Annotated in this window: 13 protein-coding genes; 6 read left to right on the forward strand and 7 right to left on the reverse strand. The window is 69.7% G+C overall.

All coding sequences use genetic code 11. The features are described 5' to 3' along the window. Window positions 1-103 precede the first annotated feature (103 nt). Window positions 104-3,103 (forward strand): BTAD domain-containing putative transcriptional regulator, encoded by a 3,000-nt coding sequence (locus tag FBY22_RS32780; RefSeq protein WP_260845230.1) that lies wholly within the window; start codon window positions 104-106, stop codon window positions 3,101-3,103. On the opposite strand, the gene FBY22_RS32785 is transcribed toward FBY22_RS32780, so the two are convergent. Further along, window positions 3,085-4,635, reverse strand: coding sequence for a glycosyl hydrolase (locus FBY22_RS32785; RefSeq protein ID WP_260845231.1), 1,551 nt, complete (start codon window positions 4,633-4,635; stop codon window positions 3,085-3,087). The genes FBY22_RS32780 and FBY22_RS32785 overlap by 19 nt on opposite strands. A gap of 591 nt (window positions 4,636-5,226) precedes the next feature. On the opposite strand from FBY22_RS32785, the gene FBY22_RS32790 reads away from it, so the two are divergent. The 3 genes from FBY22_RS32790 to FBY22_RS32800 all read left to right on the forward strand — a co-directional run bounded on the left by FBY22_RS32790 (window position 5,227) and on the right by FBY22_RS32800 (window position 7,221). Next, window positions 5,227-5,685 (forward strand): hypothetical protein, encoded by a 459-nt coding sequence (locus tag FBY22_RS32790; protein ID WP_260845329.1) that lies wholly within the window; start codon window positions 5,227-5,229, stop codon window positions 5,683-5,685. Between the two features lie 7 nt (window positions 5,686-5,692). Beyond that, entirely contained in the window at window positions 5,693-5,935 is a 243-nt protein-coding gene (locus FBY22_RS32795; protein ID WP_142151601.1) for a hypothetical protein, read from the forward strand. 365 nt (window positions 5,936-6,300) lie between these two features. Continuing rightward, window positions 6,301-7,221 carry a hypothetical protein gene (locus tag FBY22_RS32800; RefSeq protein ID WP_142151602.1) on the forward strand — a complete coding sequence of 307 codons (921 nt, stop codon included), beginning with the start codon at window positions 6,301-6,303 and terminating at the stop codon, window positions 7,219-7,221. 177 nt (window positions 7,222-7,398) lie between these two features. Here FBY22_RS32800 and FBY22_RS32805 read toward each other — a convergent pair whose 3' ends face one another. The 4 genes from FBY22_RS32805 to brxD form a co-directional block, all read right to left on the reverse strand. Further along, window positions 7,399-8,067, reverse strand: a complete 669-nt coding sequence (locus tag FBY22_RS32805) for an SMI1/KNR4 family protein (RefSeq protein ID WP_260845232.1) — start codon at window positions 8,065-8,067, stop codon at window positions 7,399-7,401. 140 nt (window positions 8,068-8,207) lie between these two features. Beyond that, window positions 8,208-8,717, reverse strand: coding sequence for a hypothetical protein (locus tag FBY22_RS32810; protein ID WP_142151604.1), 510 nt, complete (start codon window positions 8,715-8,717; stop codon window positions 8,208-8,210). Window positions 8,718-9,619: 902 nt separating this feature from the next. Continuing rightward, complete coding sequence (locus FBY22_RS32815) at window positions 9,620-11,818, reverse strand: DEAD/DEAH box helicase (RefSeq protein WP_174267316.1); 2,199 nt, start codon at window positions 11,816-11,818, stop codon at window positions 9,620-9,622. Continuing rightward, complete coding sequence (gene brxD, locus FBY22_RS32820; protein WP_142151606.1) at window positions 11,818-13,167, reverse strand: BREX system ATP-binding protein BrxD; 1,350 nt, start codon at window positions 13,165-13,167, stop codon at window positions 11,818-11,820. The genes FBY22_RS32815 and brxD overlap by 1 nt, the downstream gene beginning before the upstream one ends. A 183-nt stretch (window positions 13,168-13,350) precedes the next feature. Here brxD and FBY22_RS32825 point away from each other — a divergent pair, with 183 nt between their 5' ends. Next, window positions 13,351-15,168: a DUF262 domain-containing protein gene (locus FBY22_RS32825; RefSeq protein WP_142151607.1), complete on the forward strand. Its 1,818-nt coding sequence runs from the start codon at window positions 13,351-13,353 to the stop codon at window positions 15,166-15,168. Continuing rightward, window positions 15,165-16,211 carry a CBS domain-containing protein gene (locus FBY22_RS32830; RefSeq protein ID WP_142151608.1) on the forward strand — a complete coding sequence of 349 codons (1,047 nt, stop codon included), beginning with the start codon at window positions 15,165-15,167 and terminating at the stop codon, window positions 16,209-16,211. Before FBY22_RS32825 ends, FBY22_RS32830 begins: the two co-directional genes overlap by 4 nt. Before the next feature lie 79 nt (window positions 16,212-16,290). Here the strand turns inward: FBY22_RS32830 and pglZ are convergent, their stop codons facing one another. Next, window positions 16,291-19,197 (reverse strand): BREX-2 system phosphatase PglZ, encoded by a 2,907-nt coding sequence (gene pglZ, locus FBY22_RS32835; RefSeq protein WP_142151609.1) that lies wholly within the window; start codon window positions 19,195-19,197, stop codon window positions 16,291-16,293. Further along, window positions 19,194-23,078, reverse strand: coding sequence for a phage resistance protein (locus FBY22_RS32840; protein ID WP_142151610.1), 3,885 nt, complete (start codon window positions 23,076-23,078; stop codon window positions 19,194-19,196). Before FBY22_RS32840 ends, pglZ begins: the two co-directional genes overlap by 4 nt. Window positions 23,079-23,171: the final 93 nt, after the last annotated feature.

The raw sequence follows: 23,171 nt of genomic DNA on the forward strand, positions 1-23,171 counted from the left end.
CGGGTGGGACGTACTGAATCTCACGTCTTGTGACAACCCCGGACGGAAACAGTTCAACACACGGGCAACATCGCGCACATGAAGTGTCACTAGAGTCCGCAACGTGAACGCAGCGAACTCGACCGACTTACGTTTCTCCGTGCTGGGGCCCGTCCGGGCCTGGCACGCGGACCGAGAGCTGGATCTCGGTTCTCCGCAGCAGCGGGCCGTGCTGGCCGCGCTGCTCCTGCGGCGTGGGCACCCCGTCTCGCTCGCCGAACTCGTCGACGCCGTCTGGGGTGTCGAGCCTCCGACGGCCGCCGTATCCGTTCTGCGCACCTATGTCTCGCGGCTGCGCAAGGTGCTGGAACCCGGCCGCGGCCCGGAGGACCCGCCCCGGACGATCGTCTCGGTCGGTGACGGCTACCGGGCCTGCATCCCGGAACAGGCCCTGGACCTGACCGTGTTCGAACGCCGCACGGCGGACGCGGCGAAGGCGGCCGCCACGGGCGAGGTGTCCACCGCCGCGCGGCTGCTGCACGACGCCCTCGATGGGTGGCCGGGCGCGGCACTGGCCGGCCTGCCCGGCCCGCTGGCCGAGTCGGAGCGGGCCCGGCTGGCCGAGGAGCGGCTGAGCGCGCTGGAGATCCGCCTGGACCTCGACGTCCGGCTCGGCCGCCACGGCCAGGTGATCGCGGAACTGATGTCGTTGACCGGTGAGCACCCGCTGCGCGAGGAGCTGTGCCGGCTGCTCATGCTGGCCCTGTACCGGTCCGGGAGGCAGGCGGAGGCCCTTGCCGCGTACCGCAGGACCCGCGCGACGCTGGTGACGGAACTGGGCATCGAACCCGGCGCCCCCTTGCGGGACCTGCACGCCCGCATCCTGGCGACCGACGCGAGCCTGGGCGCAGGGGCTTCCTCGTGGACGACGCCGGGCGGGAGTTCCCCGCAGGAGCCACCGGTCCCCGCCGCCCCTCAGCCCCCGGAGACGCAGTCGTCTTCCGCACCGGCCGGCGTGGCCACGGCACCCGCCACACCGCCTTCGCCCGCCCCCCGGACGAAGACCTCCGAGCGCCCCGCGCGCCGTCCGGCCTACGCCCCGCGTCTCGCCCAACTCCCGGCGGACCTGCCCACCTTCACCGGCCGCGAGGCCGAACTGAAGGCGACACTGGGCATGTTGCCGCTCGACGGGAGCGCTCCCGCCACGCTCGTCATCAGCGCGATCGGGGGCATGGCGGGCGTCGGCAAGACGACCCTGGCGGTGCACCTGGCGCACCGGGTCGCCGCCCGCTTCCCCGACGGACAACTCTGCGTCAACCTGCGCGGTTTCGACCCGACCGGCTCGGTGATGAGTTCGCAGGAGGCCATCCGCGTACTGCTGGACGCCCTGGGCGTCCCCCCGCAGCGACTGCCCGCCGGCCTTGAGGCGCAGACGGCGCTCTACCGCAGCGTCCTCGCGGAGCGTCGCGTGCTGATCCTGCTCGACAACGCCCGCGACGCCGAACAGGTCCGCCCGCTGCTGCCCGGCTCCCCCGGCTGCTTCGTCATCGTCACCAGCCGCAACCAGCTCACCGGCCTGGTCGCCGGTGAGGGAGCGCACCCGCTGACACTGAACCAGCTGACGCCCGCCGAGGCCCACGAGTTCCTGGCCCGCCGGCTCGGCGCCGCACGCCTGGAGCGGGAACCGCGGGCGGTGGACGAGATCATCTCGCGTTGCGCGCTGCTGCCGCTGGCCCTCGCCGTGGTCGCCGCCCGCGCCGCCACCCACCCCGACTTCCCGCTCAGCGCCATCGCGGAGGAACTGCGGGACAGCGACGACAGCCTCGACGCGTTCGCGGGCGACGACATCACCATCGACGTACGCACGGTGTTCTCCCTGTCGTACGAGGCCCTGTCCGCGCCGGCCGCACGGCTGTTCCGGCTGCTGGGCCTGCACGCCGGCCCGGACCTGTCCTCACCCGCGGCGGCCGCGCTCGCCGGACTCACCCCGCGCGAGACCCGCGGCCTGCTCGTCGAACTGACCAGGGCCCACCTGCTCACCGAGTACTTCCCCGGCCGGTACACCCTGCACGACCTGCTGCGCGTCTACGCCGCCGAGCGCGTCCGCGCCGAGGAGTCACCGCGGGACCGGGACCTGGCGGTGGAGCGGCTGCTGTCCTGGTACCTGCACACGGCGGCCGCGGCCTACCCCCTGATCACCCCGAACCGCAACCCGATCCCCCTCGACCCGCCGCCGGCCTCCTGCCGCCCCCTGTCGTTCACGACCCTCGACCAGGCCGTGGACTGGTGCGAGACCGAACGATCCAACCTGGTCGGCGCGGTCCACCAGGCGGCCGACTCCGGGCAGCCGGGCATCGCCTGGCGCCTGCCCGCCGTCCTGTGGGGCTTCTTCTACCTCCGCAGCCACCTGGGCGACTGGCTCGACACCACCCGCACGGGCCTGTCCGCGGCCCGTGCCGCGCAGGACAGCCGGGGAGAGTCACAGGCTCTCGCGGACGCGGCCGCGGCGCTGCGCAGCAACGGCCGCTTCGACGAGGCCATCGAGCTCTTCCACCGGTCGATCGCCGTCTGCCGCGAACTCGGCGACATGGACGGCAGATTGCGCGCCGTGGGCAACCTCGGGGACGCCTACCTCCAGACCGGCCGGCTGGACAAGGCCGTCGAATACAGCCGCCGGGGGCTGGCCCTGGACCGGATCGTCGGTGACATCTGGGGAGAGGGCATCGCCCTGAGCAACCTGGGAGACGCCTACCAGCGGCTCGGCCGGTTCGACGACGCCGTCGACTGCCTGGAGCAGGCCCTGACCGTGCTGCGCGCGAGCGGTAACCGCTGGGTCGAGGGGGTCGCCCTCGACGTACTCGGCACGGTCCACCACCGGTTGGGGGCCCGTGACCGTGCGGTCGAGTACTACCGGCAGGCGCTCGACGCGCACCGGGACATCGGCAACCGGTGGGGAGAGGGCCACACCCTGGGCCACCTCGGTGACGTTCAACTGGCCGCCGGCGAACCGGAGGCGGCCGACGGCAGCTGGCGTCAGGCCCTGGGTGTCTTCGCGGAGTTCGACCATCCGGACGCCGCGAAGATCCAGGAAAAGCTGCGCTCCCTTCAGCTCGCCTCGCGGTAGGCCCGACCGGCGGCGTTCGCGGTCGTACCGTCGTAGAGGCCGGTCGGACTGGTCGTGGTGGACAGGGTGAACCAGGCGTAGCGCTCGACGTAGTCCAGGCCGTCCAGCATTCGCGTGGAGGAGTTGATGAAGTCGGTCTCCTCCTGCTGGCTGGGGTAACGGGGGGTGGCCTGGGAGAAGTCGATCAGGCCGTACTCCGTCAGCCAGATCGGCTTGTGGTAGCGGTCGTGGACGCGCTGGATGTACTGGCTGAGCTGGTTGACCGCGTCGGGTCCGAAGTCGGCGCCGTACCAGTGCAGGGGAATGAAGTCGACGCGCAGGCCGCGCTGTTCGGCTCCCTGCATGAAGCGGTCCAGCCAGCCGCCGGGGGTGTCGGCGCCGGAGGCGACGGCGGGAGCACCGAGCCGCATGCCGGTGCTCTGCAGCCGGGGCCACAGGTCCAGCGCCTGCTCCACTGTCATGTCGGCCTGCGAGCCGGAGTCGGGCTCGTTGAACCCGAGCAGCTCACTGCCCTCGCGCTTGGCGCTGCCGAGCTGCTCGTCGGTGACGGAGCCGGGACCCCAGATCATCGGGACGTACTCGACCCCGTCCGGCTTGATGACACTGCCGGTCGACGAAGCCCAGTTGAAGTACCAGGAGGCCTTGGAGTCGACGAGCGCCTGGGAGGCACCGTCGACGGGGTTGAGGCTGACGCCCTTGCGGGTGGAGGTGGCGGGGTGGTTCGTGGTGGTACCAGGATCGGAGGTACTGGGACTGTTCGCCCCGTTGAAGGTGACGGTCATGCCACTGCACTTGGTGCACTGGTACATGGTCCTGTTACCGGGCTCCGCATCCTGCTTGGACCACGCATAGGCAGTAGGGCATTTCTGGTTGACGAAGTCGCTGTAGGAGGTCTTGGCATCCCGATTGGGATTCACGCACACCAACGACTTCCCCGACGCCGGGTCCTTGACGAGATCCTCGGCCGGACAGGCGGACAGCAGATCAACGGCACACCCGGCCGCCGCGCACTCCCCGGTCTCGGGCGGGGTCATGTCGTTCGGGGTGATGGTGACGGCGGCGGAGACGGCGTCGACGTAACTGACGTCGTACCAGGGCGCGAGGGAGTCACTGGGGTCGAAGTTGAACTCGGCGAGGCTGGTGGGCTGTTGCCCGGTGGAACAATGATCCGCATACGGCCCACAGTCACCGACCGCGCAGTGGAAGGTACTGCCGTCGTCCCCGGAACACCCCTGCCGGGCGAAGAAGGTACCGCGCCAGTGCCCGGCGCCCTCACGCTCGGGGACGGTGAGGGTGGCGGACTGCCCCGGCTCGAGAACGGGCAGCCCGGTCAACGCGGCAGACCCGTCCGCGTTGACATTACTGCCCACCCAGATACGACTGTCGGTCCTGTTCTGCAGCGTGATGGTGTGCTCCGCGTTGCCGACGTCGGCGGCGGGCGCGCCTCGGAGCCGGTCGGCGTCGGAGTGCCGGCCACTGAGACCGACGGCGGTCGCGGCGGTCGCCCCGACGACAACCAGTAACAGGACCAACAGGATGGAACGTCTGCGTATAAAACGCATAGAAAGCATGCCTCTCAGATCGCGCTTGCGGCGGATCGCAGACGATCGGACACCGCCTGCGGAGGCACGACGGATGCGGACGGGGGGGTGGTTCAGTTCGAAGCCGTCGGGCAGGGGCAGGAGGCTGGCCGGCAGAGGTGAGCAGGAGGGCTCCGAGGCCTGCAGGCGATCCGCCGCACCCTTTGCCTCCCGCCCCGAACCTGTCTCCCCGTCGATGACGGCCCTACGGCGACGCAACAGACCGTGAGGACCGAGGCGAGGACGCGAGGACGTCCCCGCGGTCGAAGTGGGCGGCGTGAACACGAGCGCGACCTCCCGGCCTCGACGACGGACCGACATCGCCGGTCGTGTCCGCACAACGGGGCGGAGGCGGCTGGAGGTTCAAACGAACAGGATCGGCGGGGAACCCGAGACCAAAGATGCGGAACGTTTCCTCAGGTCAGCACCACTTCCTGTCATCACTCGATCGCGGGGAATCAATGACAGTCGCGCAACTGTCGGCTTCCGTACCGAGTTGCCCAGGTGCTCATGAGTTGATCACCAGGAAGGCCCACCTTGGCCATGCACCGTCTCTCGCGCCTCACCACGACTCTGGCCGCCGCGGCAGCACTCGCCTTCGCCACGCCGATGCCGGCCCACGCCACCGCGATCGGGTCGACGCCCGTACGAACCTTCGAGTACAGCGTGGGCGGAATGACCATGAAGGTCCCGACCGGCTGCATGTTCACCCATATCATCCGCGGCAACGGCAGGAAGATCACCTATCAGAACGCCGGCGTCGACTGCGCGTTCGTCGCGGCACTCGGCAGCGGCTTCTGCAACTGGCGGATCGACTTCAGCTACGCCGACACCAACAACCGCACTTACCGCACATCACGCGGACAGACCCACAACGAATGCAAGATCGATCCGATGCGGAACAACGCTCCCCAGACACTGCCTCGTTATGGCAAAGCGTGCGCCCACCTCTACGTCAACGGAGTGCGCCGCGTGAGCCAGTGCCACCACATCACGAAGTGAGTCCTGCATGGTCGAGCAGAAACAGCAGAACGGGTCGGACAAGGAAGGGGAGACACGCAGGCGTCGAGGCGGCATCGCCGCATTCCTCGCGGGTCTCGTCATCACCCTTGCATTCTTCGCCTTCTTCCCCGGGCTACCCCACGTCATCGACTGGGGAGCCATCTTGGTGGCCCTCCTCGTGGGTGCGCTAGCCCGATGGGTTTGCCAGTCCAGCATGAAGAAGGCGGGACGTAAGAAGACAGAAGTCTGAGGTTGAGGACCACACAACAGTCCCGTGGCGGCCGACACCACGTCTCATAACGGCCGCCCACTCCCCGCCAGCGGACGGCTCGACGCGTTCCTGCCGCGAGCGGACCTAGGGAATGCCGCCCCTCGTGGAGCGCGCCGTTCGACATCGTGTCTTGGCCAATCAGCCCTCACTCCCTGGCAGTTGAGCGCCTTCACGAGATTGACGGGAGCCGTGAGGACCGGCGACAATCCGGCTCACTCACCGTTTCTGAAGTGAGCGAAGTGACGCGAGTGGCCCCGCCCCCACGAACTCCTCGTCTTCGTGCCCGTCGGTCGGCCGCGCGCGCCCACTCACCTCCCACACCCCTGATTCCACAGAGGCAGATCTTGACGCGCTCTCCCCGCTCCAGAACCTCGGTCGCCCTTGCTGCAACCGCTTTCCTCGCCGCCGCCACTCCGCTGCTCGGAGCAACCGCGGCGAGCGCCACGACGGCCGGCGACTGCCAGTCCGCCACCGTGCAGTACCGCATCGTCGACGCCGACGGAAAGCCGGTCGGCGCCGACTGGACCTCGCAGGGCGGCTTCCACCAGTGGACCACCGTCCCTGGCACCGTAGAAGTGCGCCTGGCCCCCGGGCAGACCGTCGGCGACGGCTGCAAGTACCCGGTCTCGCTGGCCGAGTACACGACCGAGGGCTCCAACTGGTACACCTCCGGCCACCAGACCCTCGTCGACCACGCGACGGTGTACCTCACGGCCGACGACGTCGCCGACAACAGCGGCGACGGCAAGCGCACCTGGCAGAAGCTGGCGGTGAAGACGCCCGACTGCTACGGGCAGATCGACCTGTACGGCGACGACGTCATCTACGACGGCAAGTCGGGGGACGGACACGGCCCCGCCCCGTACCAGCCCGACAACATCGTCACCCCGTACCACCTCATCGCCGCGTGGAACGGTGGCGAGAAGCCCTGCACGCCGGACAAGCCCAGCTCCCCCTCGCCGTCGGAGTCGACCCCGGCCACCCCGAGCACGCCCCCCGCGAGCCAGCCGCCCGCCAAGGAGTCGACCCCGCCGGCCACCCCGACGAAGCCGTCCTCGGCCACCACGCCGCCGACCACTCCGGACGTCCCGCCGCTGCAGTCGACGCCGCCCGCCACTCCGACGCCGTCCCCCAGCGACAGCACTCCGCCCCTGGCCGAAACCGGCTCCAGCGCACCGGTCGGCGCGATAGCCGGTGGTGCCGCCGTGGTGATCGCGCTAGGCGCCGGCGCGCTCTACATGACCCGCCGCACCCGCCGCTCGTAGAGGCAACTGGTCGGACGATCAACGCACCGCAGTACATCCGGCAGCTCCGCCGCACACCCACCTAAAGCCGCTGCGCGAGAGGCGGGTCGGCGGAGCTGTCGCGGCCAGGTCGGCTGGACTGACCCTTGACTGAACGGTCCTGTGGCCGGAGCACCCCGTGGTGTTCCGGCCACGGTGCTAGGCGAAGGGTGTCCAGTCGGGGTCCACCGGGCGCGTCGGACGGTCCCACACCAGGGCCTGGTCGACGAGACCGGGCACCTTCTTGTCCTGGTGCCCGTCCGCGTACTCCACACCGCGGTTCTCGTACAGGGCGTCGGCGACTTCGATGAGGTAGTCGGCAAACGACGGCCACACGCCCAGCTTGGGGATGCCGGCCTCCTCGAAAATACCGATCCGTCCGTACCCGGGTCCCGGCGTGCAGTCGGTGAACAGCCCGTACAGGCAACTGCGGTCGGTCGCGGCGAAGGCGAGGTACCGCATCGCCGGATCGGCCGGCATGCCGACGGTGTGGGGGCCTCCGGTCCAGTACGGCAGCTGCCGCACCGGAGGGATCGCGTGCTTCCTCGGCAGCAGCCAGGCCGTTCCCCGTCCCTGGAGCGGAAGCCCGGTCCCGGGCTCGGGTGTCCAGCCGAAGTCGGCGGGGTGGCCGGTGCCGTTGCGGAGGCGGTAGAAGGCTTTGAGGCCCGGGGGCATGGTGAGGTCGAGTCCCTGCTCCACCTCAAGGATGTCCGCTTCCGGAGCGGGCGGCGGAAGCATATAGGAGCGTGGGGCGTTCCGCCCCAACCACGCTTCGATCCTCGCCCAGGCGCCCGTCGCGGCCTCTTCCTGCTGTCGGTCGTCGGTCATACCCGCGACCCTACGGATCTCCTGCCCCCACATCCGTGGCCTGCTTCGTGCAGCCGCCGCAATGCCGCCGGGCATCGCAGTGGACGCCTGTATCAGGACAACGTCCGGTCAGAAAACGTTGGTTGGAACGAGCCGCCGCCTCAGAGAACGCCGCGCAGGTCGACCACTGACTGGTCCTCTGTCAGGTAGGCGCGATAGCGGCCCTCAGCGAACATCTCCCGCAGATACATTCCGGGGAAGTCCAGGATTTCGTGTCGATCAGCGAGAGCGATCCGGACGCGATAGCGGCTGTCGCCATCGAGGACCAGCACATCGCACCAGTCCGACTCCGGCGCCTCGATACCAACCAATGTGATGCGGTCATCGGCCATCTGCCCTACCCAAGCCGCCAGGTCCTCCAACAGCCAAGCCATGTTCATCCAGGACGGCGCGTTGGCGGCGGGCTGCCAGTCGTACGTGCGACGCGCCTCGCGTCCGGTGCCGGGCGGCTCGCCCTCGAAGTAGACAGGCGGCTCCGACGGGCCGCTGGTCTCGGTGAACGCGATGGTGCGGGACCGGAGCGTGAGCGCGGTGACGCGGAAGCGGTCACAGCCGAGGTCAAAGGCGACTTCTGACGCGTGGGTGAGAAATTCACTGTCCCTATCGGTCACGAATTTCCCTTCCTGGGTGGCGGATCGCCGCCCCCGACCGACTGGTGGGCCGGAGGCGGCCGAGCTGGATCGAACGCTTTACCGCAGGCGGGAGTAGGACCCGACGTAGCGGTACCGGTCCTCGGCGGTGGACGCCGGGACGGTCTACTTGAGGGGAAAAATTTGCGTCGACGGTTGCCCTGGCAGACAACTTCCCATCGGCAGGGCCGTCGACAGGTTGGCGGGGATGACACGTCGGTGACCAATCCCAAGCTGTGATGAGCCATTCAGGAAAACGTTCATTTCCTTCGGGCGGCAGACGAGTCACGCTGTACGCTGGGGATTGTCACTGCAGCGCTATGACTTGCGTAGACGTATAGGCAGGGCGTCTGTATGGCTACGTAAGACGACATCACGCCCGAGGGCGGTCCAGACGGGGACTTCCTCAGTATTGGGATCAGGGGGGCGACTCGATGCGCTCGAAGACGTCCGAGTCCGTCTTCATTCGGCTGCCTTCGCATATTGCAGGCGACTCCGACGGTGGTCGCGTAGACCGCGAGCCCAACGACGGCTGAGCGGTGCGGTACCTGCGCGGTGTCGGCAGGTGGACGCCAATCGATCACCATTCGCCGCACGGAGCCTCAAAGCCACCACGGTGGACACCGCCAATCGCCTCCAACGCCGCGAGTTCGATGTAGCCCTCGTTTGACATTCCCTCTCCGGCCGCCAAGAAGCCTCCGCCATGCACCGGAAGATCGGCGCCTGCGCGTCCTGTCTTCCTGCCACCGCTTCGCCTGCACCGTGGTGGCCCTCGCGGACTTCACGCACCTACTGGGCGGCGTGCGCATCGAGCAGTGACGGAGCAGTTGGGGCGGGCGTAACTCCTGGGGTCCATTCAGAGCGGCCTTGGCGGCTTTTCCGATTCAGCCGTCGTACTGAAAGCGCGCCGACTCGTCTAGCACAGAGCGGGCACTCTCAAAGTCGGCCAAGCGGGCCGCCACCGTGGCCACGGCGAGGCGTTCCGGGAGGGCGGCGGAGAACTTCAGGCCGCGTACGGCCCGGCGGTCCACGTCGGGCAGGACGAGGTTCTCGCCGACGTCCTCTCGGGCCACACGCCAGGCGGCCGGGGTGAGGTTCTCACGCAGGCGCAGCCAGCTGTCGGTGGGCCGTTGCAGGGGGTCAGTGACCGACTGGAGGGTGGCCGCCAGGGTGGCGTTCGCGCGGTAGCCGGCCCAGGTCCACCAACGGACATCGGAGCCGACGCGGGTGATCAACGTGCCGCCCGGGTGGACGGTGTCGGGTGCGTCTGTTTCGCGCTGTTCGGCCAGGCACGCCGCCGCCCGCCGGGTGAGGGCGACGGGCGGGTTGGTGCCGAGCAGCACCTCGCGCATGGCGCGCGTCAGGGCGTACGACAGTCCGGCGACGCCGCCGTTCATCCACTTGGCGATGCCGCCGCCGTCGGCCGGTTCGACGAAGACGCGTTTGCGCAGCCAGTCGATGTACGTGACCTGCCAACTGCGTCCGCCGAGTAGCAACCGCCTGGGGCCAGGGCGTTCCCCAGTGAGCACGCTCGGGTCGGTACGGCCGATCTCCGTGCGTCCGGACAGGACGGTGAACTGCGGAGGTGCGGTGAAGGAGGCGGTGAGTTCGATGAAGTGGCGTTTTCCGAAGCGTCGTTCCGCCTCCGGGCCGACGAACAACATCCCACCGTCGGTGTCGAGGAAGCCCTCCTCGGTGAGGAAGCGCAGGATAGGTGCAGCCGACTTGTCGAATGGGGCGAGGCCGTTCCACTGCCGGTCCCACAACTGGTCGCCGAGCTTGTGCTGTTGCAGGGTGACGGCGAGCAGTTGCTGGGCCACAAGGTGGCGCGGCTCGGGCGGGGGGACGACCGGTTCCACCCAGCGGCGCGACCACATCAGCAGCAAGCCCGCCGCCTGGAGCAGCGTTTCCTTGCGGGTGGTCAGGAAGAGGCAGTTTCGCACCGTGCCGGACCGCCGCCCGGTTCGTCCGATGCGTTGCAGGAACGAGGCGACGGTGGCCGGTGAGTCGATCTGGATGACGCGGTCCAGGTCACCGACGTCAATGCCGAGTTCGAGGGTTGACGTGGAGACGATGACGCAGTCGCGGGCCTCGGCGAATGCCTGCTCTGAGCGGGTGCGTTCGTCGACCGAGAGGGAGGCGTGGGACAGGAAGACGGTCACCTCTCGTGCCCGGAGGGCCGCGCCCAGCTCCTCGACCTGGCGACGTGAATCGCAGAAGACTAGCCGCTTCTCTCCCCTGTGCAGCGCCGCGATGAGTTTGGCAGCATTGTCCAGGGAGCCGACGTAGTCGAGTTCAACTTCGCCCGCCGGCCTGTGAGACGGTTTGGCCACCGCCTTGTCACCCTGACCGGTCCCGTCACTCGTCGGCAGGTGCACGCCAGGGGCGACGACCTGATTCGCGCGGCTGCCGGCGCCTGCCCCTTGCAGCCAGTGCAGCAACTCGGCGGGGTTGCCCACAGTCGCCGAGAGTCCGACGCGCTGGATGGGCCGTCCGGTGACCCGTTCCAGCCGTTCGAGCACGGCCAGCAGGTGCCATCCCCGGTCGTCCCCCGCGAATGCATGCACTTCGTCGACGACGACGGCCCGGATGCTTCCCAACAGGCGGGCGTGGTCGGTCTTGACCCCGATCAGCATCGCTTCGAGGGATTCGGGCGTGGTCAGCAAGATGTCCGGCGCCTCGGCCCGAATACGCTGCCGTTGCGATTCCTTGGTGTCGCCATGCCACAGCGCGGCGCGCCGCCCCAGCCACTGGGCGTACGCGTCGACACGCCCGATCAAGTTGTTGAGGAGTGCCTTGAGCGGGCACAGGTACAGCACGGACGTGCCGGTCCACTTCTGCTCGGTCATCGCCGACAACAAGGGGAAGCAGGCCGCCTCGGTCTTGCCGCCCGCCGTCGGAGCCAGCAGGACGGCATCCTTTCCGTCCATGAGCGGGGGGATCGCCGCGCGCTGGAGAGGGCGCAGGTCGGGCCAGCCGAGGGTGTTGACGATGTGGTGCAGGACGACAGGGTCGAGCCGGTCGAGTACGTCCATGTCGTCGTCACCCGGTCCTTTCCCGGCTGGGCTTCCCGCGTCCGCCATCACAGCTCCAGATCGATGTCGTCGGCTGATGTGGAGCCCCCGGAGACCGTTGCAGCCAGGTTCCGCTCGACGTCGGTGAGTTCACTGCCTGTGACGGTGAGCCGGTAGTGCTGCCGGGGGTCGAAGTCGTCGAACTGGTCCACGCGGTCGAGTACGTCCCCCACGAGTTTCTTCAGGAACAGCCGGGGGGCCACTCCGACCTTCCCGCCCAGCGCTCCGCCGACTGCCAGCGCGAGGTCCGCGACGTACGCGTCGTCGACGACCTTCCGCACGCGTTCCGGCGCTTCTGCGGCGTCGGCATACAGGTCACGAATGGTGAGGCCGAGTCCGACCAGGGACTCCTGGTTGAAGCCGGGGAGCCTGATCTGTACGGCGCGAGGGTTGTCGAAGCGCGGGTCGGTGGTGAAGTCGGTGGCCAGCCGCTGCGCGAGCGGGGCAAGGCGCTGCACGCCCTGTTGACCGTCGTAGAAGGCCGGCGTGCCCGTGATGACCAGGTAAAGACCGGGGAAGCGGCCGGAGTGCACCTCGTCGATGAGCTGCCGCAGCGCGTTGAGCGCCTTGTCGCGGGCGTCCGACCGGACCCGCTGTAGTGTCTCCACTTCGTCGAGGACGACGAACAGCCCGGTGTGCCCTGAGTCGCGCAGCACGGTGAGGAGCCCCTGCAGGAACCCGAGGGCGCCGAAGTGGTCGAGGTCGCCGCGCACGCCGGCGGTCCTGCGGGCCGAGGCCGCGACGTGCGGCTGGCCGCCGAGCCACGCCAGGACGGCCGCGGCGGTTGCCTCGTCGCCGTCCGCGAGGGCAGCCCGGTAACCGCGCAGAGCGGTGGCGAAGGACGGAGCGTGCCGGGAGACCTCGGCGAGCCGTGCGACAAGCAGCTTCTCCACCTCGCTCGGAAGCTCGTCCTCGGTCGCGCCGGACGCGAGGGCGTCCTCCTCCAGGGCATAGAACCATGCGTCGACCACGGGCCGCAGCGCGCTGGGCGGGAAACTGGAAGTGGTGAGCCGTTCGGTGAGCCGCCGGTAGACCGTCTCCAGCCGGTGCAGGGGGGTCTCGTTCTCCGAGACCTGGATCTCGGCGACGGCGAAGTTACGGCGCTTGGCCCGCTCCCCCAGCCAGCGGGTGAAGAACGTCTTGCCGGACCCGTACTCGCCCCGCACGGCCTTGAACACGGATCCGCCGGACGCCACTGCGTCCAGTTCCGCATCCAGGGCCGCCTCGAACCGGTCGAGTCCGGTGGCCAGCAGGTCGAGCCCGCTGTCGGGCACGGCACCGCGCCGCAGCGCGTCGATGACGGTACGACGACGGGCGGCGCTCACCTGTGCGGGGCGCTGGGATCCGGTGGTGCTCACAAGAACCAGTCTTCCATTTCCACGAGCACCGCCGTGCGGGGACCGGAAGCCGACCGCTGGCCGGGCCGCCGTCCACGGGGCACTGCGGCGAGCCGCCTACTTCGTTGAATCGGTTGACGGTCACCCGAAGACGCTGCTGGAATCACTCTCCGTACATAGGTCAGGGTGGGGAGTGGAACGAACGTGGCGGCACTGGACAATGTGAAGCTGAAAGACGTACTCGCGGACGTGGCATCGGGCTCCTTACAGTTGCCCGACTTCCAGCGGAACTGGAAGTGGGACGACGACCGGATCCGCGCGATCATCGCGACAGTGACGCTCGACTACCCGCTCGGCGTCGTGATGACGCTGCAGACCGGCGGCGCCACCCGGTTCCGCTCCCGGACACTCACCGGGGCACGCCCGGACGGGGATCCGAGCGCGGACCTTCTCCTGCTGGACGGGCAGCAGCGCCTGACCTCTCTCTTCCAGGCCCTGTGGCTGGACGCCCCCGTCGAGACTGCGGATGCCCGGGGCAAGCCCATCGAGCGGTGGTACTACGTCGACATCGCGAAGGCCGTCGGTCCGTCCGCTGACCGTGACGAGGCCATCCTGTCCGTCCCGGCGGACAAGGTGCTCCGCACCGACTTCAACCGCACGGTGGTGCTGGATCTGAGCACTACCGAGGACGAGTGCGCGGCCGGTCTCTTCCCTCTGCATCTCGTCTTCGACGCCCAGCGTGTGAACCAGTGGAAGAAGTCCTACATCAAGGCGGACGAGGACCGGAACTGGGACCTGTGGGGCCAGTTCGACGAGTCGGTTCTCCAGCAGGTCCGTGCCTTCCAGGTCCCGATGATCCGACTGGCCGCCTCCACCTCCATGGACGCCGTGTGCGCCGTGTTCGAGCGTGTCAACACGGGCGGTGTGCCCCTGAACGTCTTCGAACTGCTCACCGCGACCTACGCCGGGGACCGCGACTATGTGGAAGAGACCGGGGACTACTACCAACTCCCCGAAGTGTGGCGGGAAATCAAGCAGGGGCTGGCGGCCAAGTACCCGGTCTTCGGTCGTCTGGACAGCGGCATCGAAAACGGGCTGAGCAGCATCGACTTCCTGCAGGCCATCGCCTTGGTACGCACCTGGGAACGGAAGCAGGCGGGCACCGGGGCGACGGTGTCCTGCAAGCGCCGGGATCTGCTGGAACTCCCGCTGGCCGACTTCGTCCGCCTGGCTCCGAAACTCGCCGAGGCCTTCGCCTGGGTGGGCGACTTCCTGGAACGGCAGTGCATCGTCCGTCCGAGCGACCTGCCGTACAAGACCCAGCTCGTCCCGCTCGCGGCCGTCCGCGCCATCCTCGACACAGCGCTGGACGGCCTGGGAGCGGAGGAAAAGACCGAGCAGTGGTACTGGTGCGGGGTCCTCGGCGAGATGTACGGCGGCTCCACCGAGACCCGCTTCACCCGTGACGTCGAGCAGCTCGTCCCCTGGATCGCGCAGGACGACCGGGCGCCCGACACCGTCACGGACGCGTTCTTCTTCGCCGACCGCCTCGACAGCCTCACCACCCGCAACAGCGCCGCCTACAAGGGGATCTACGCCCTGCTGATCAAGCAGGGTGCGGTGGACTGGCACTACACGGACAGTCCGCTCAGCCCTGGCCGGCTCGACGAGTACAGCGTGGACGTCCGGCAGATCTTCCCCAAGACCTGGTTCCGCCGGGGCAACAGCCAGGGTCTGCCCACGAACTCCATCGTGAACAAGACACCCCTGTCCTACCGCGCGGCGATGGACATGACCGGGGCGCCGGCGTCGTACTTGTCCACCATGGTCGCCGCCTCCGACATGCGCCCCGAATGGTTCGACGACGTCCTCGCCACCCACCTCATCGATCCGGATGCGCTCCGCGACAACGACTACGAACGGTTCTACAACGACCGTTCCAAGCAGTTGCAGGACCTCGTGCACGCCGCGATGGGCAAGAGGACCATGCTCCGTGACCTCGCGGAGGGCGACGCCCGATGACGACTTCACCGAGCGGGCAGGACCTGGCCGCGCTCAAGGGCAGGACCGTGCCTGTTCAGGACATCCTCGACCTGTTTCAAGTGAGAGTCCGCGACCACCGGACGGTGCACCGCATCTCGCAGGCGCTCACGGACGCGGGGCTGACGACGCTTCCGGACTTCGCCGTCTGCGGCCTGCGTAGCAACGTCGACGTGGTGCCGCTCGCGTCCGTTCCCGCACAGGCCGCCCCCGCCGACGCTGAGGAGGACGAGACGGAGGAGGCGCTGCCCTCGGCTGCCCTTCCGCAGCGTCTGCTGCTCGGGGACATTCCGTCGGCGCGGCGTGGCCTGGTGTCCGTGGGTCCCGGCACACCACTGGCGCAGACGACGTTCCTGATGCGTACGAAGGGCGTCGCGCAGGTGCCGGTGACCACGGGCATGGCGCAGATCCATGGGGTGGTCACCTGGGGTTCTGTCGCCAAGATGTACGAGGCGGGCAAGCAGCCGACGCTGGACAACGCGATGGAGAAGGACTCCCTTCCGGTCGCCGACACCCGTCAGGAGTTCTTCTCCGCCCTGCCGGTCATCCGCGAACACGGCTACCTCCTGGTCCGCGGCGACGACGGCTGTCTCTCGGGGCTCGTCACCGCCGCGGACGTCACGGACCGTTTCGAGGGCGCGGCACGGCCCTTCTTCATCGTCGGGGAGATCGAGTCCCTGCTGCGCCGCTGCCTGGGCGCGGCCTTGGATAAGGAGACCATCAAGGCCGTCCAGACGAACAAGAAGCCCGAGCACCGCACCGGCCAGGTCTCCGACCTCATGTTCGGCGACTACCTGAGGCTCCTGGACGGGGACCAGACGAAGACGTCGCTGGCCGAGGCCGCCGACGCCAACTGGGAAGCCCTGAAGTGGCCCAACATGCCCAGGGAGCAGTTCATCGGCCGCCTGAAGCGAGTGAAGGACATTCGCAACCGGATCGCCCACTTCGACGAGAAGCCGCTTCCGCAGGAGATGATCGACGAGCTGACGACCTTCGCGAAGCTGTTGCGGGCGTTCGTGAGCTGAGGCGGCGAAGCGGCAGGGCAGCAGCGAGCATGCCGTACGGGGTGCCTCCAAGCGGACGCCGGAGGCACCCCGAACGCTGTCAGGCCGCGCGGAGGGCGAACTGTTCGCGCAGCAACGCCTCATGGAGCCGCAGCGTGCGCCCGTCCGGCAGGGTCTCCAGCACCTGTACGCCGTCGTAGTTGAGGAGTTGGCGTAGGACGGCGGCGAAGCCGTCGCCCCGGGTGGTGGGCATGCCCGCACGCTGGGCGAGTGCGGTCACCGGCAGGGTGCCGCCCGCGTCGAGCAGGGCGGCGAGGGCCTTGTGGACCGGTTCCTGCTGCGGTTTGCGGGCCAGACCCTCGAGCTGTGCCTGGTATGTCTCCGAGTCGAGCAGCGCCGTCACGAGTGCCTCGGTCCGCGAGACGGCGGTCGGGGTGAGCAGGGCATCGTCTCCTCCCGTGGTCAGTGCCACGTCGAAGAGCGCGTCGGGCAGCGTCCCGGGTTCGGGTTGCTTCTTCCGGGGTTTCGCGGTCCCCTTCTTCGCAGCCGCGCCGGCCGTCTGGGCCGCCTGCTGGTCCGGGAGCGGTCTCCCCGCCTCCTCCGGAGCCCACCAGACCGGCCGCTGGTCCCCCAACTCCCGCCACCCCTTGGGCGGTTCCGCCCCGAACCGCAGGAAGGCGAGCACCGGGATGGTGAACTCGGCGAGGGAGGCCCCACCGTGGTAGCCGGCTTTGAGGGCGGTGTAGCGGGAGTCGGCGTCCCACAGGGCGACGATGGACGCGCCGGGCTCGGGCGCGACCACGCGCGGCCCGGAGAGGGCGATCTCCTGTTCGGCGAGTGGACCGTCGCCGGGCAGGCGGTGTCGGGCGGACGCGGGCTCGGCGACGGCGTCGAGCTTGGTGCCGTGCCGGTCGACGACATGGCCGTGGTCACTGGTGACGATGACGGCCATGCCCTGCGCCGCCGCCACCCCCAGCAGGTCGCGAAGGCCAGGGACGTCGTCCACCCGCCAGGCTCCGTCGCCGAGCTTCTGTTCCTTCGCGAGGCGGTCGTCGATGGCGTTGAGGACGACGGCGACATGGGTCCTGCCGTCGGCGAGCGCTTCCGTGAGCGCCGGGCCGAAGGTGTCGCCCGCGGTCTCGGTGCGCAGGTCGTCCTTGTGGAACACCGCTGCCGGGGCCCCGCCCCACAGCTTCAGTGCGGGGAAGAGCCGCTTCTCGTCGGCCTGGGTGCCCTTCGTCAGCGTGCCCGAGAAGAGCGAGGTGCGGGACACGGCCGTCACGGTGGGCAATGCCGCCGCCATCGCCCGACGATGCGGCTCGCCCTCGGACAGCGGGTCGAACTCCGCCCAGGAACGGCGCAGTTCCTCGCCGAGTTCGTTCGCTATGGCCGCGCTCATGCCGTCGAGGACGAGCAGCAGCACCCGTCGCTCCGCCTCGCGCCGCACCACCGGTCCGACGACGCGGTCGAGGAAGGTCTCGACGGTGAGCATGCCTCCGGGCTGGGTGCCGGCCTCCGTCCAGGCGGCCAGTGAGCGTGCGAAGGCCGCGTCGATCTGCCGCCGCCGGTCTCTGACGCGTGTGCCGAGGGTGTCGTAGGCGGCCTTCAGCACCGGGTCCGGGTCGCCACCGGCCTCGATGTGCTCCAGAGCGAGGTCCGCCCAGCTGGTCTCGGCGATGTGCCGCTGTATGGCGTCGGCGACGGTGGGCATTTCGACGGGCGGGTCGGTGGCCAGCCAGCGGGCGAGGCGCTGCCCCATGCGGGCGCGTTCGATGCGGGCTGACTCCTCCGGGTCGGTGGCGAGCCGGTGGTCCGCCAGGCGCCGTACGGCCTCCGACGCCGCCGCCGTGTCACCCGCCGCCAAGGCGTGGCCGACGGCGGTGAACCGGGCCTCGAGTCCGCCGCGCAGAACGGGGCTCGCCGCGACGGCTGTCTGCGCCCCGAACTGGCGGGCCAGTACGTCCGCCCGGTCGAGCACGATGCCGGTCGTGCGGCGTGCCTCGCGAGCCTGGTCGGCGTCGGCGCCGCCGTTGCGGTGTCCGGCCGCCAGCAGCGTGGTCACGTACTCCTCGGCGAACCGGCCGAAGGCGGCCACCAGAGTGTCGAGTTGTTCGCCCACTGCCGGCGGCTGGTCGCCGAAGTAGCGTTCGGCGCGGCCACGGGCCTGGTACGTCTCCGGGGCGGGCTCGGCGTGCTGCCACAGGGCCGCGCACACGAGACCGAAGGCGGCGGCGTCCGCGCCGCGTTCGGCGTCGACGAGGGCGAGCAGGGCGCGTCCGGCAGGGCCGGCCTGGTCCTCCTCGCCGAGGAAGGCGGTCAGTCCGGCGCGCTCGGGGCCGCGCAGACCCAGCAGCCGTTCGGGGGCGCCGGGCCGGGTCGACCAGTGCAGCAGGGTCTGCGCGTCGAGCCGGTCGTCGCCGAGGCGCCACGCGCCGCCCTCGGTGTCGTAGCGGCCAAGACGCAGACGGCGCTGGGCGAGTGCGGTCAGGGCGTACTGCCTCGACAGCCAGCCGCCGGGCACGGGCGGCCAGCCGCCGGGCGGGGTGGCGTCGAGTAGCGCCTCGGCGGCCCAGTTGACGTCCTTGAGGCGCGGGTCGATCTGCCGGGCGCCGAACGCCTCACGGACGACGTCCCAGCTGTCGACCGTGTCGATGCGCAGTTTGTGGACGCGGGCGAGGATCGCCGGGTCGAGTTCGTTCTGCTCCCGGTCGGTGAGGACGACCAGGACGGCGGGGCCGGGGCGCCGGCCCGCCAGGTGCTCGATGACGAGTTCGTGAACGGCGAGCGGCGAGGGGGCCACCGCGACACCGGCCGTCCGGCCCTCGCCCCAGGCGGGTTCGGCGGGGCCGTCCCACTGGGGCGCGGACCGCAGCAGCACGACGCGGCGCCTGCCCCGGCCGTCCCCCGCCAGGGAGGCGGCGAGAGAGGACTGCGAGGACAGGTACTGGGTGACGGTCGCGGTGTTCAGCCGTACGGCGCCCGGGGCGACAGTGACGGTGTCCGTCATTCGACGACCTGCCAGGTGATCTCGATGGTCGCGTCGGGGTGGCGGGCGGCCAGCTCGGACAGTTCCGCCTGGAGGTCGGCGGCGGCTCGGGCCGCGGTCGTACGGCGGCCACCGGATTTCCGCGCGGGCCCACTGCCCGAACTCGGAGTGGGTGTCTGCTGCGGGGTGTACGGAATACGCGGGTCGCTGGTCGGCGTGTCGAGGGACAGGTCGCCCGCCGTGGGCTGAGGAGGCGCGACGGGCGCGGACGGCTGGGCGGCGGCCTGGCTGCGCTTGACCAGGGCGACGACTTCGCGCTGGGTGCGGGTCAGGGCGTCGCGCAGGTCCGCGGTGCGCTGGTCGTCGCGGGCCACGTTGCGCAGCGAGTCGAGCAGGGCCTCGCCCTCGGGGCCGAGTCCGGCGGCGAGCTCCAGGGTGCTCCAGGGCGCGGAGGCGACGGCCTCCGCGACGCCGCGGGCCTGCTTGATGGAGGTCCCGTACCGGTCGGCGCTGGTCTGGCCCAGGTCGAAGGAGGCGAGGGCCTCCACGGTCTTCTTCGCCCCGGCCGCGCCCTTGCCGGCCTCCGCCGTGAGCGCGTCCAGCAGTTGCAGGGAGCGGCGGGCGAGGGCGAGTCGTCCGGTGTCGGCGGTCTGGTCGAGACCGAGGAAGGAGGCGTGGGCCTCCAACTGGTGCACGAGGTCGGCCGCGTGGTCCCGGTGGGTGCGGGCGGCCTCGATGATCTGGCGGGCGAACTGGTTGACCATCCGGCCGCGCCGCAGGGCGGGTGCCTTCTGCCCGAAGATCGTCTCGAAGCGCTGGCGTGCCGTGTCCCAGTCGGTCTCGGCGGGCAGCGGCTGGCTGCGCAGCGCGTCATGGTCCCTGATCGCGGACAGTTCGGGCGCGGGGTCGAGTACGGTGCCGCCGCGCACCCACACCCGGTCGTCCATCTCGGCGAAGGCGGCGACGACGAGCCGGGCGAGGAAATCGGGCAGGCCGCGCGGATCGGGCCTGTCCGTCCAGTCGGTCAGGGTGATCAGGGACAGGTCCCCCGTGACGCCCTGGGCGCTGGCGAGCTGGCGGAAGTGGTCGGCCCAGTAGCGGGACAGCTCGAAGTACGCCTCTTTCTGCTGCCCAAGCCGCAGGGGCCCGGCGATCCGCTGCATGAGTTTGCGGTCGGCGGCCGGGACCTCCACCCGTCCGTCACGGGCTTCGGCGGCGGCCCGGACGTGGGTGAAGACCTTCTTCGTGTCGATCGGCTTGACGGCGATACCGGTGGCCTCGGGGTCGAGGTCGGGGTGCGCCGGGTACTGGTGGGCGAGCAGCTTGCCCGCGACATGGCGGATGCCGTCGTGCAGGCTCTGCCCGAAGGACAAGGTGAGGCTGTCCACGTCGGGCAGCGCGACGAGGTGGTCGTCGAAATCGGGGACGACGTCGGCGGCCTGCTTCTGGGCGAGGCCGTAGGCCTGCTTGAAGGCGCCCTTGACCTGCTTGAGCAGGGCCTCGCGCTGGGTTTCGAGGAGGCCCTTGGCGCGGCTGCGGTTGTCGGCGTTGAGGTGGCCGGCGTACTGGGTGTCGAAGCGGTGCTCGTCGGCGAGGGCCTTGTCGATGACGACGAGGCGCCGGAAGTCGGCGAAGCGCTGCGCGGACAGGTGGGCGGGCAGCCAGGCGACGGTACGGGACCGCTCGCCCTGCTGGCGCTCACGCAGCCGCCGGATCCGGTTGACGTCCTCGACGGGACCCCACTCCCCCTCGTCGAAGGGGAGGTCTATGGCGATACGCCAGTGGCCGTCCTCCTGCGGCATCAGGTCGTGGTCGGGCAGCTCGTCCTCGTCGGCGACGTTACCGAAGACGATCTCGGCGGTGCGGGCGGTACCACGCCAGGTGAAGCTGAGCTGGTCGCTCAACTGGCCGTGTTCAACGCCCAGTTCCTCGGACAGCAGGCGGCGTGCGAGCGCGGCCCGGTTGCCCGGGTTGTCGTTGACCTGGGCGTTGGCGATGACCGAGTCCACGTCGACGCCGGAGAGTTCAAGCCGTACGCCCGGGTTGGCGTCGGTGCCGGTCTCCTTGATCTCAGGGAACCGGGCCGCCCACTCCGCGACCTTGTTCTTGATGATGCCGACCTCGGCGCCCGGGATGGGAGCGAGGACGGACCCGTGGTTGAGCGCGCCGAGCCGCCGGATGGTGAGCTCGGCCAGCGCGGGCACGCTGGGCGCGAGCGCGGACAGCAGCAGGGTGCACACGAGCCGGTTGTCACCGACGAACATGCGGCAGCGGTTGGCGCGCTGCGGGTCGGTGATGGCCTCGGGCCGGTTGAGGTACTGCTCGACGTCGTCCTCGGTGATGTCGTACGAACTGAGCAGGTACGGCCGCAGCTTGGTCTTGTAGAGCTTGTCGGCGGCCTCGAAGACGACCTTCAGGCTGTCGGTGAACGGCTTGTCGCCGCCCTCGGCGATCACCGGGTAGAGGTCACCGACCGGGATGAGCTGCCCGAGGCGGATCTCGTTGCGGTGATCGGCGAGGAGCTGGCCCATCAGCTTCAGACCCGTACGGGAGCGCTGCAGCGCGGACGAGATGTGGACGAGGGTGTCCATGAAGGCCGGCGAGAACGGGTACGTCAGCCGGAACGACTCCGCGTCCGCGCCGGTCGTGCCCTTCTCCGAGCCGAGCAGGGTGTCCCACACCTGGGTGCCGACCCGCTTGGTCTGCTCGAAGGCCGCGTCGACGAGCCGTTCCGCCTCGGCGTCCTTGGGCTTGAGGAGGCGGGCGTGGGCGATCTGCGGGAGGTTGCGGTCCTCCAGAGTGATCTTGTCGAAGCGACCCGATGCCAGGTTCAGGGTGTCCTGGATGGACGACTCCGCAGCACCGGAGACTTCTTCGCCGACGAGTTCGCGCAGGTCGCGCTGGCGGGCGATGAATGACACGACGGGAATGGCGCGGCGGGCGTCGCCGCCCTCCACGAAGTTCGTGATCTTGCTGGCCTCGCGGGCCACGAACTTCTGGTCGTGGATGAGGGTGGCGAGCCAGAGGATCAGCTCGTCCATGAACAGGATCAGGCCGTCGTAGCCGAGCGACTTGGCGTGCTCGGCGATGACGGACAGACCGGCGTCGAGGGAGATGAAGCCGTGCTCGTCCTCGACGGCGTTCTTGGCGAAGCCGGGCAGGAGGTTGGTGCTGGCGTCGTTGACCAGCTTGGCGCGCAGCTCGGCCGGGGTGGAGGGGTTGCGGAGGTCGAGCGGGGTGCCGGCCTCGTGGTTCTCCTCGGCGGCAAGTGCGGTGTCCAGGAGCTGCGGGGTCCAGGCGAAGCCCTCGCCCCACTCGTCCTCTTCGCCGTCGTCCGCGTCGCTGGTTCCCAACCCTCGGATGACGGCCTCGTCGCCCATGTTGGCGCGCATGGCGCGGATGTCGGCGAAGAGGGAGTCGGTCCGGTACACCTGCGGGGTCGGGGCGTCCGGGCGCAGCTTCTTGACATGCGTGACGTATCCGCCGAGCACGCGCTGTTCGAGGGCCTTCGCGCCGAGCATGTGGTACGGCACGAGCAGGAACTTCTTGCCGTCCGTCGTCAGCCACTCGTGCTTGGTCAGCACCGGGTCGAACTCGGTACGGGCGCGGGCGGCCGGGTCGCCGCTGAGCAGCGCGTACAGCACGGCCATGAAGTGCGACTTACCGGAACCGAACGAGCCGTGCAGGTAGGCGGCCTTGGAGCGGTGCCCGTCGAGCGAGGACTTGATGAGCTTCAGCGCCTCGTCGAAGTTCTCCAGCAACCGCTCGGTGACCACGTAGTCCTTGAGCGCGTGCTCGGCGCCCTCGGGTGTCGTCGCCTCGGCGAGGGACAGCACGAAGTCCGAGGTGGAGATGGACTCCTTGATGTCGATGACATCGCGGAGGAGGGGCTGCTGCGCCATTGCGGGTCTCGCTCTCCCATACGGTGTTCGGTGCTGCTGCTCGTACTCGGGTCGTGCGGGGTCCGCCGCCGAGGCCCGACGCTGGCTGGGGCG

The organism is Streptomyces sp. SLBN-31 (genome assembly GCF_006715395.1).
In the GTDB taxonomy this organism is placed as follows: Bacteria; Actinomycetota; Actinomycetes; order Streptomycetales; family Streptomycetaceae; genus Streptomyces.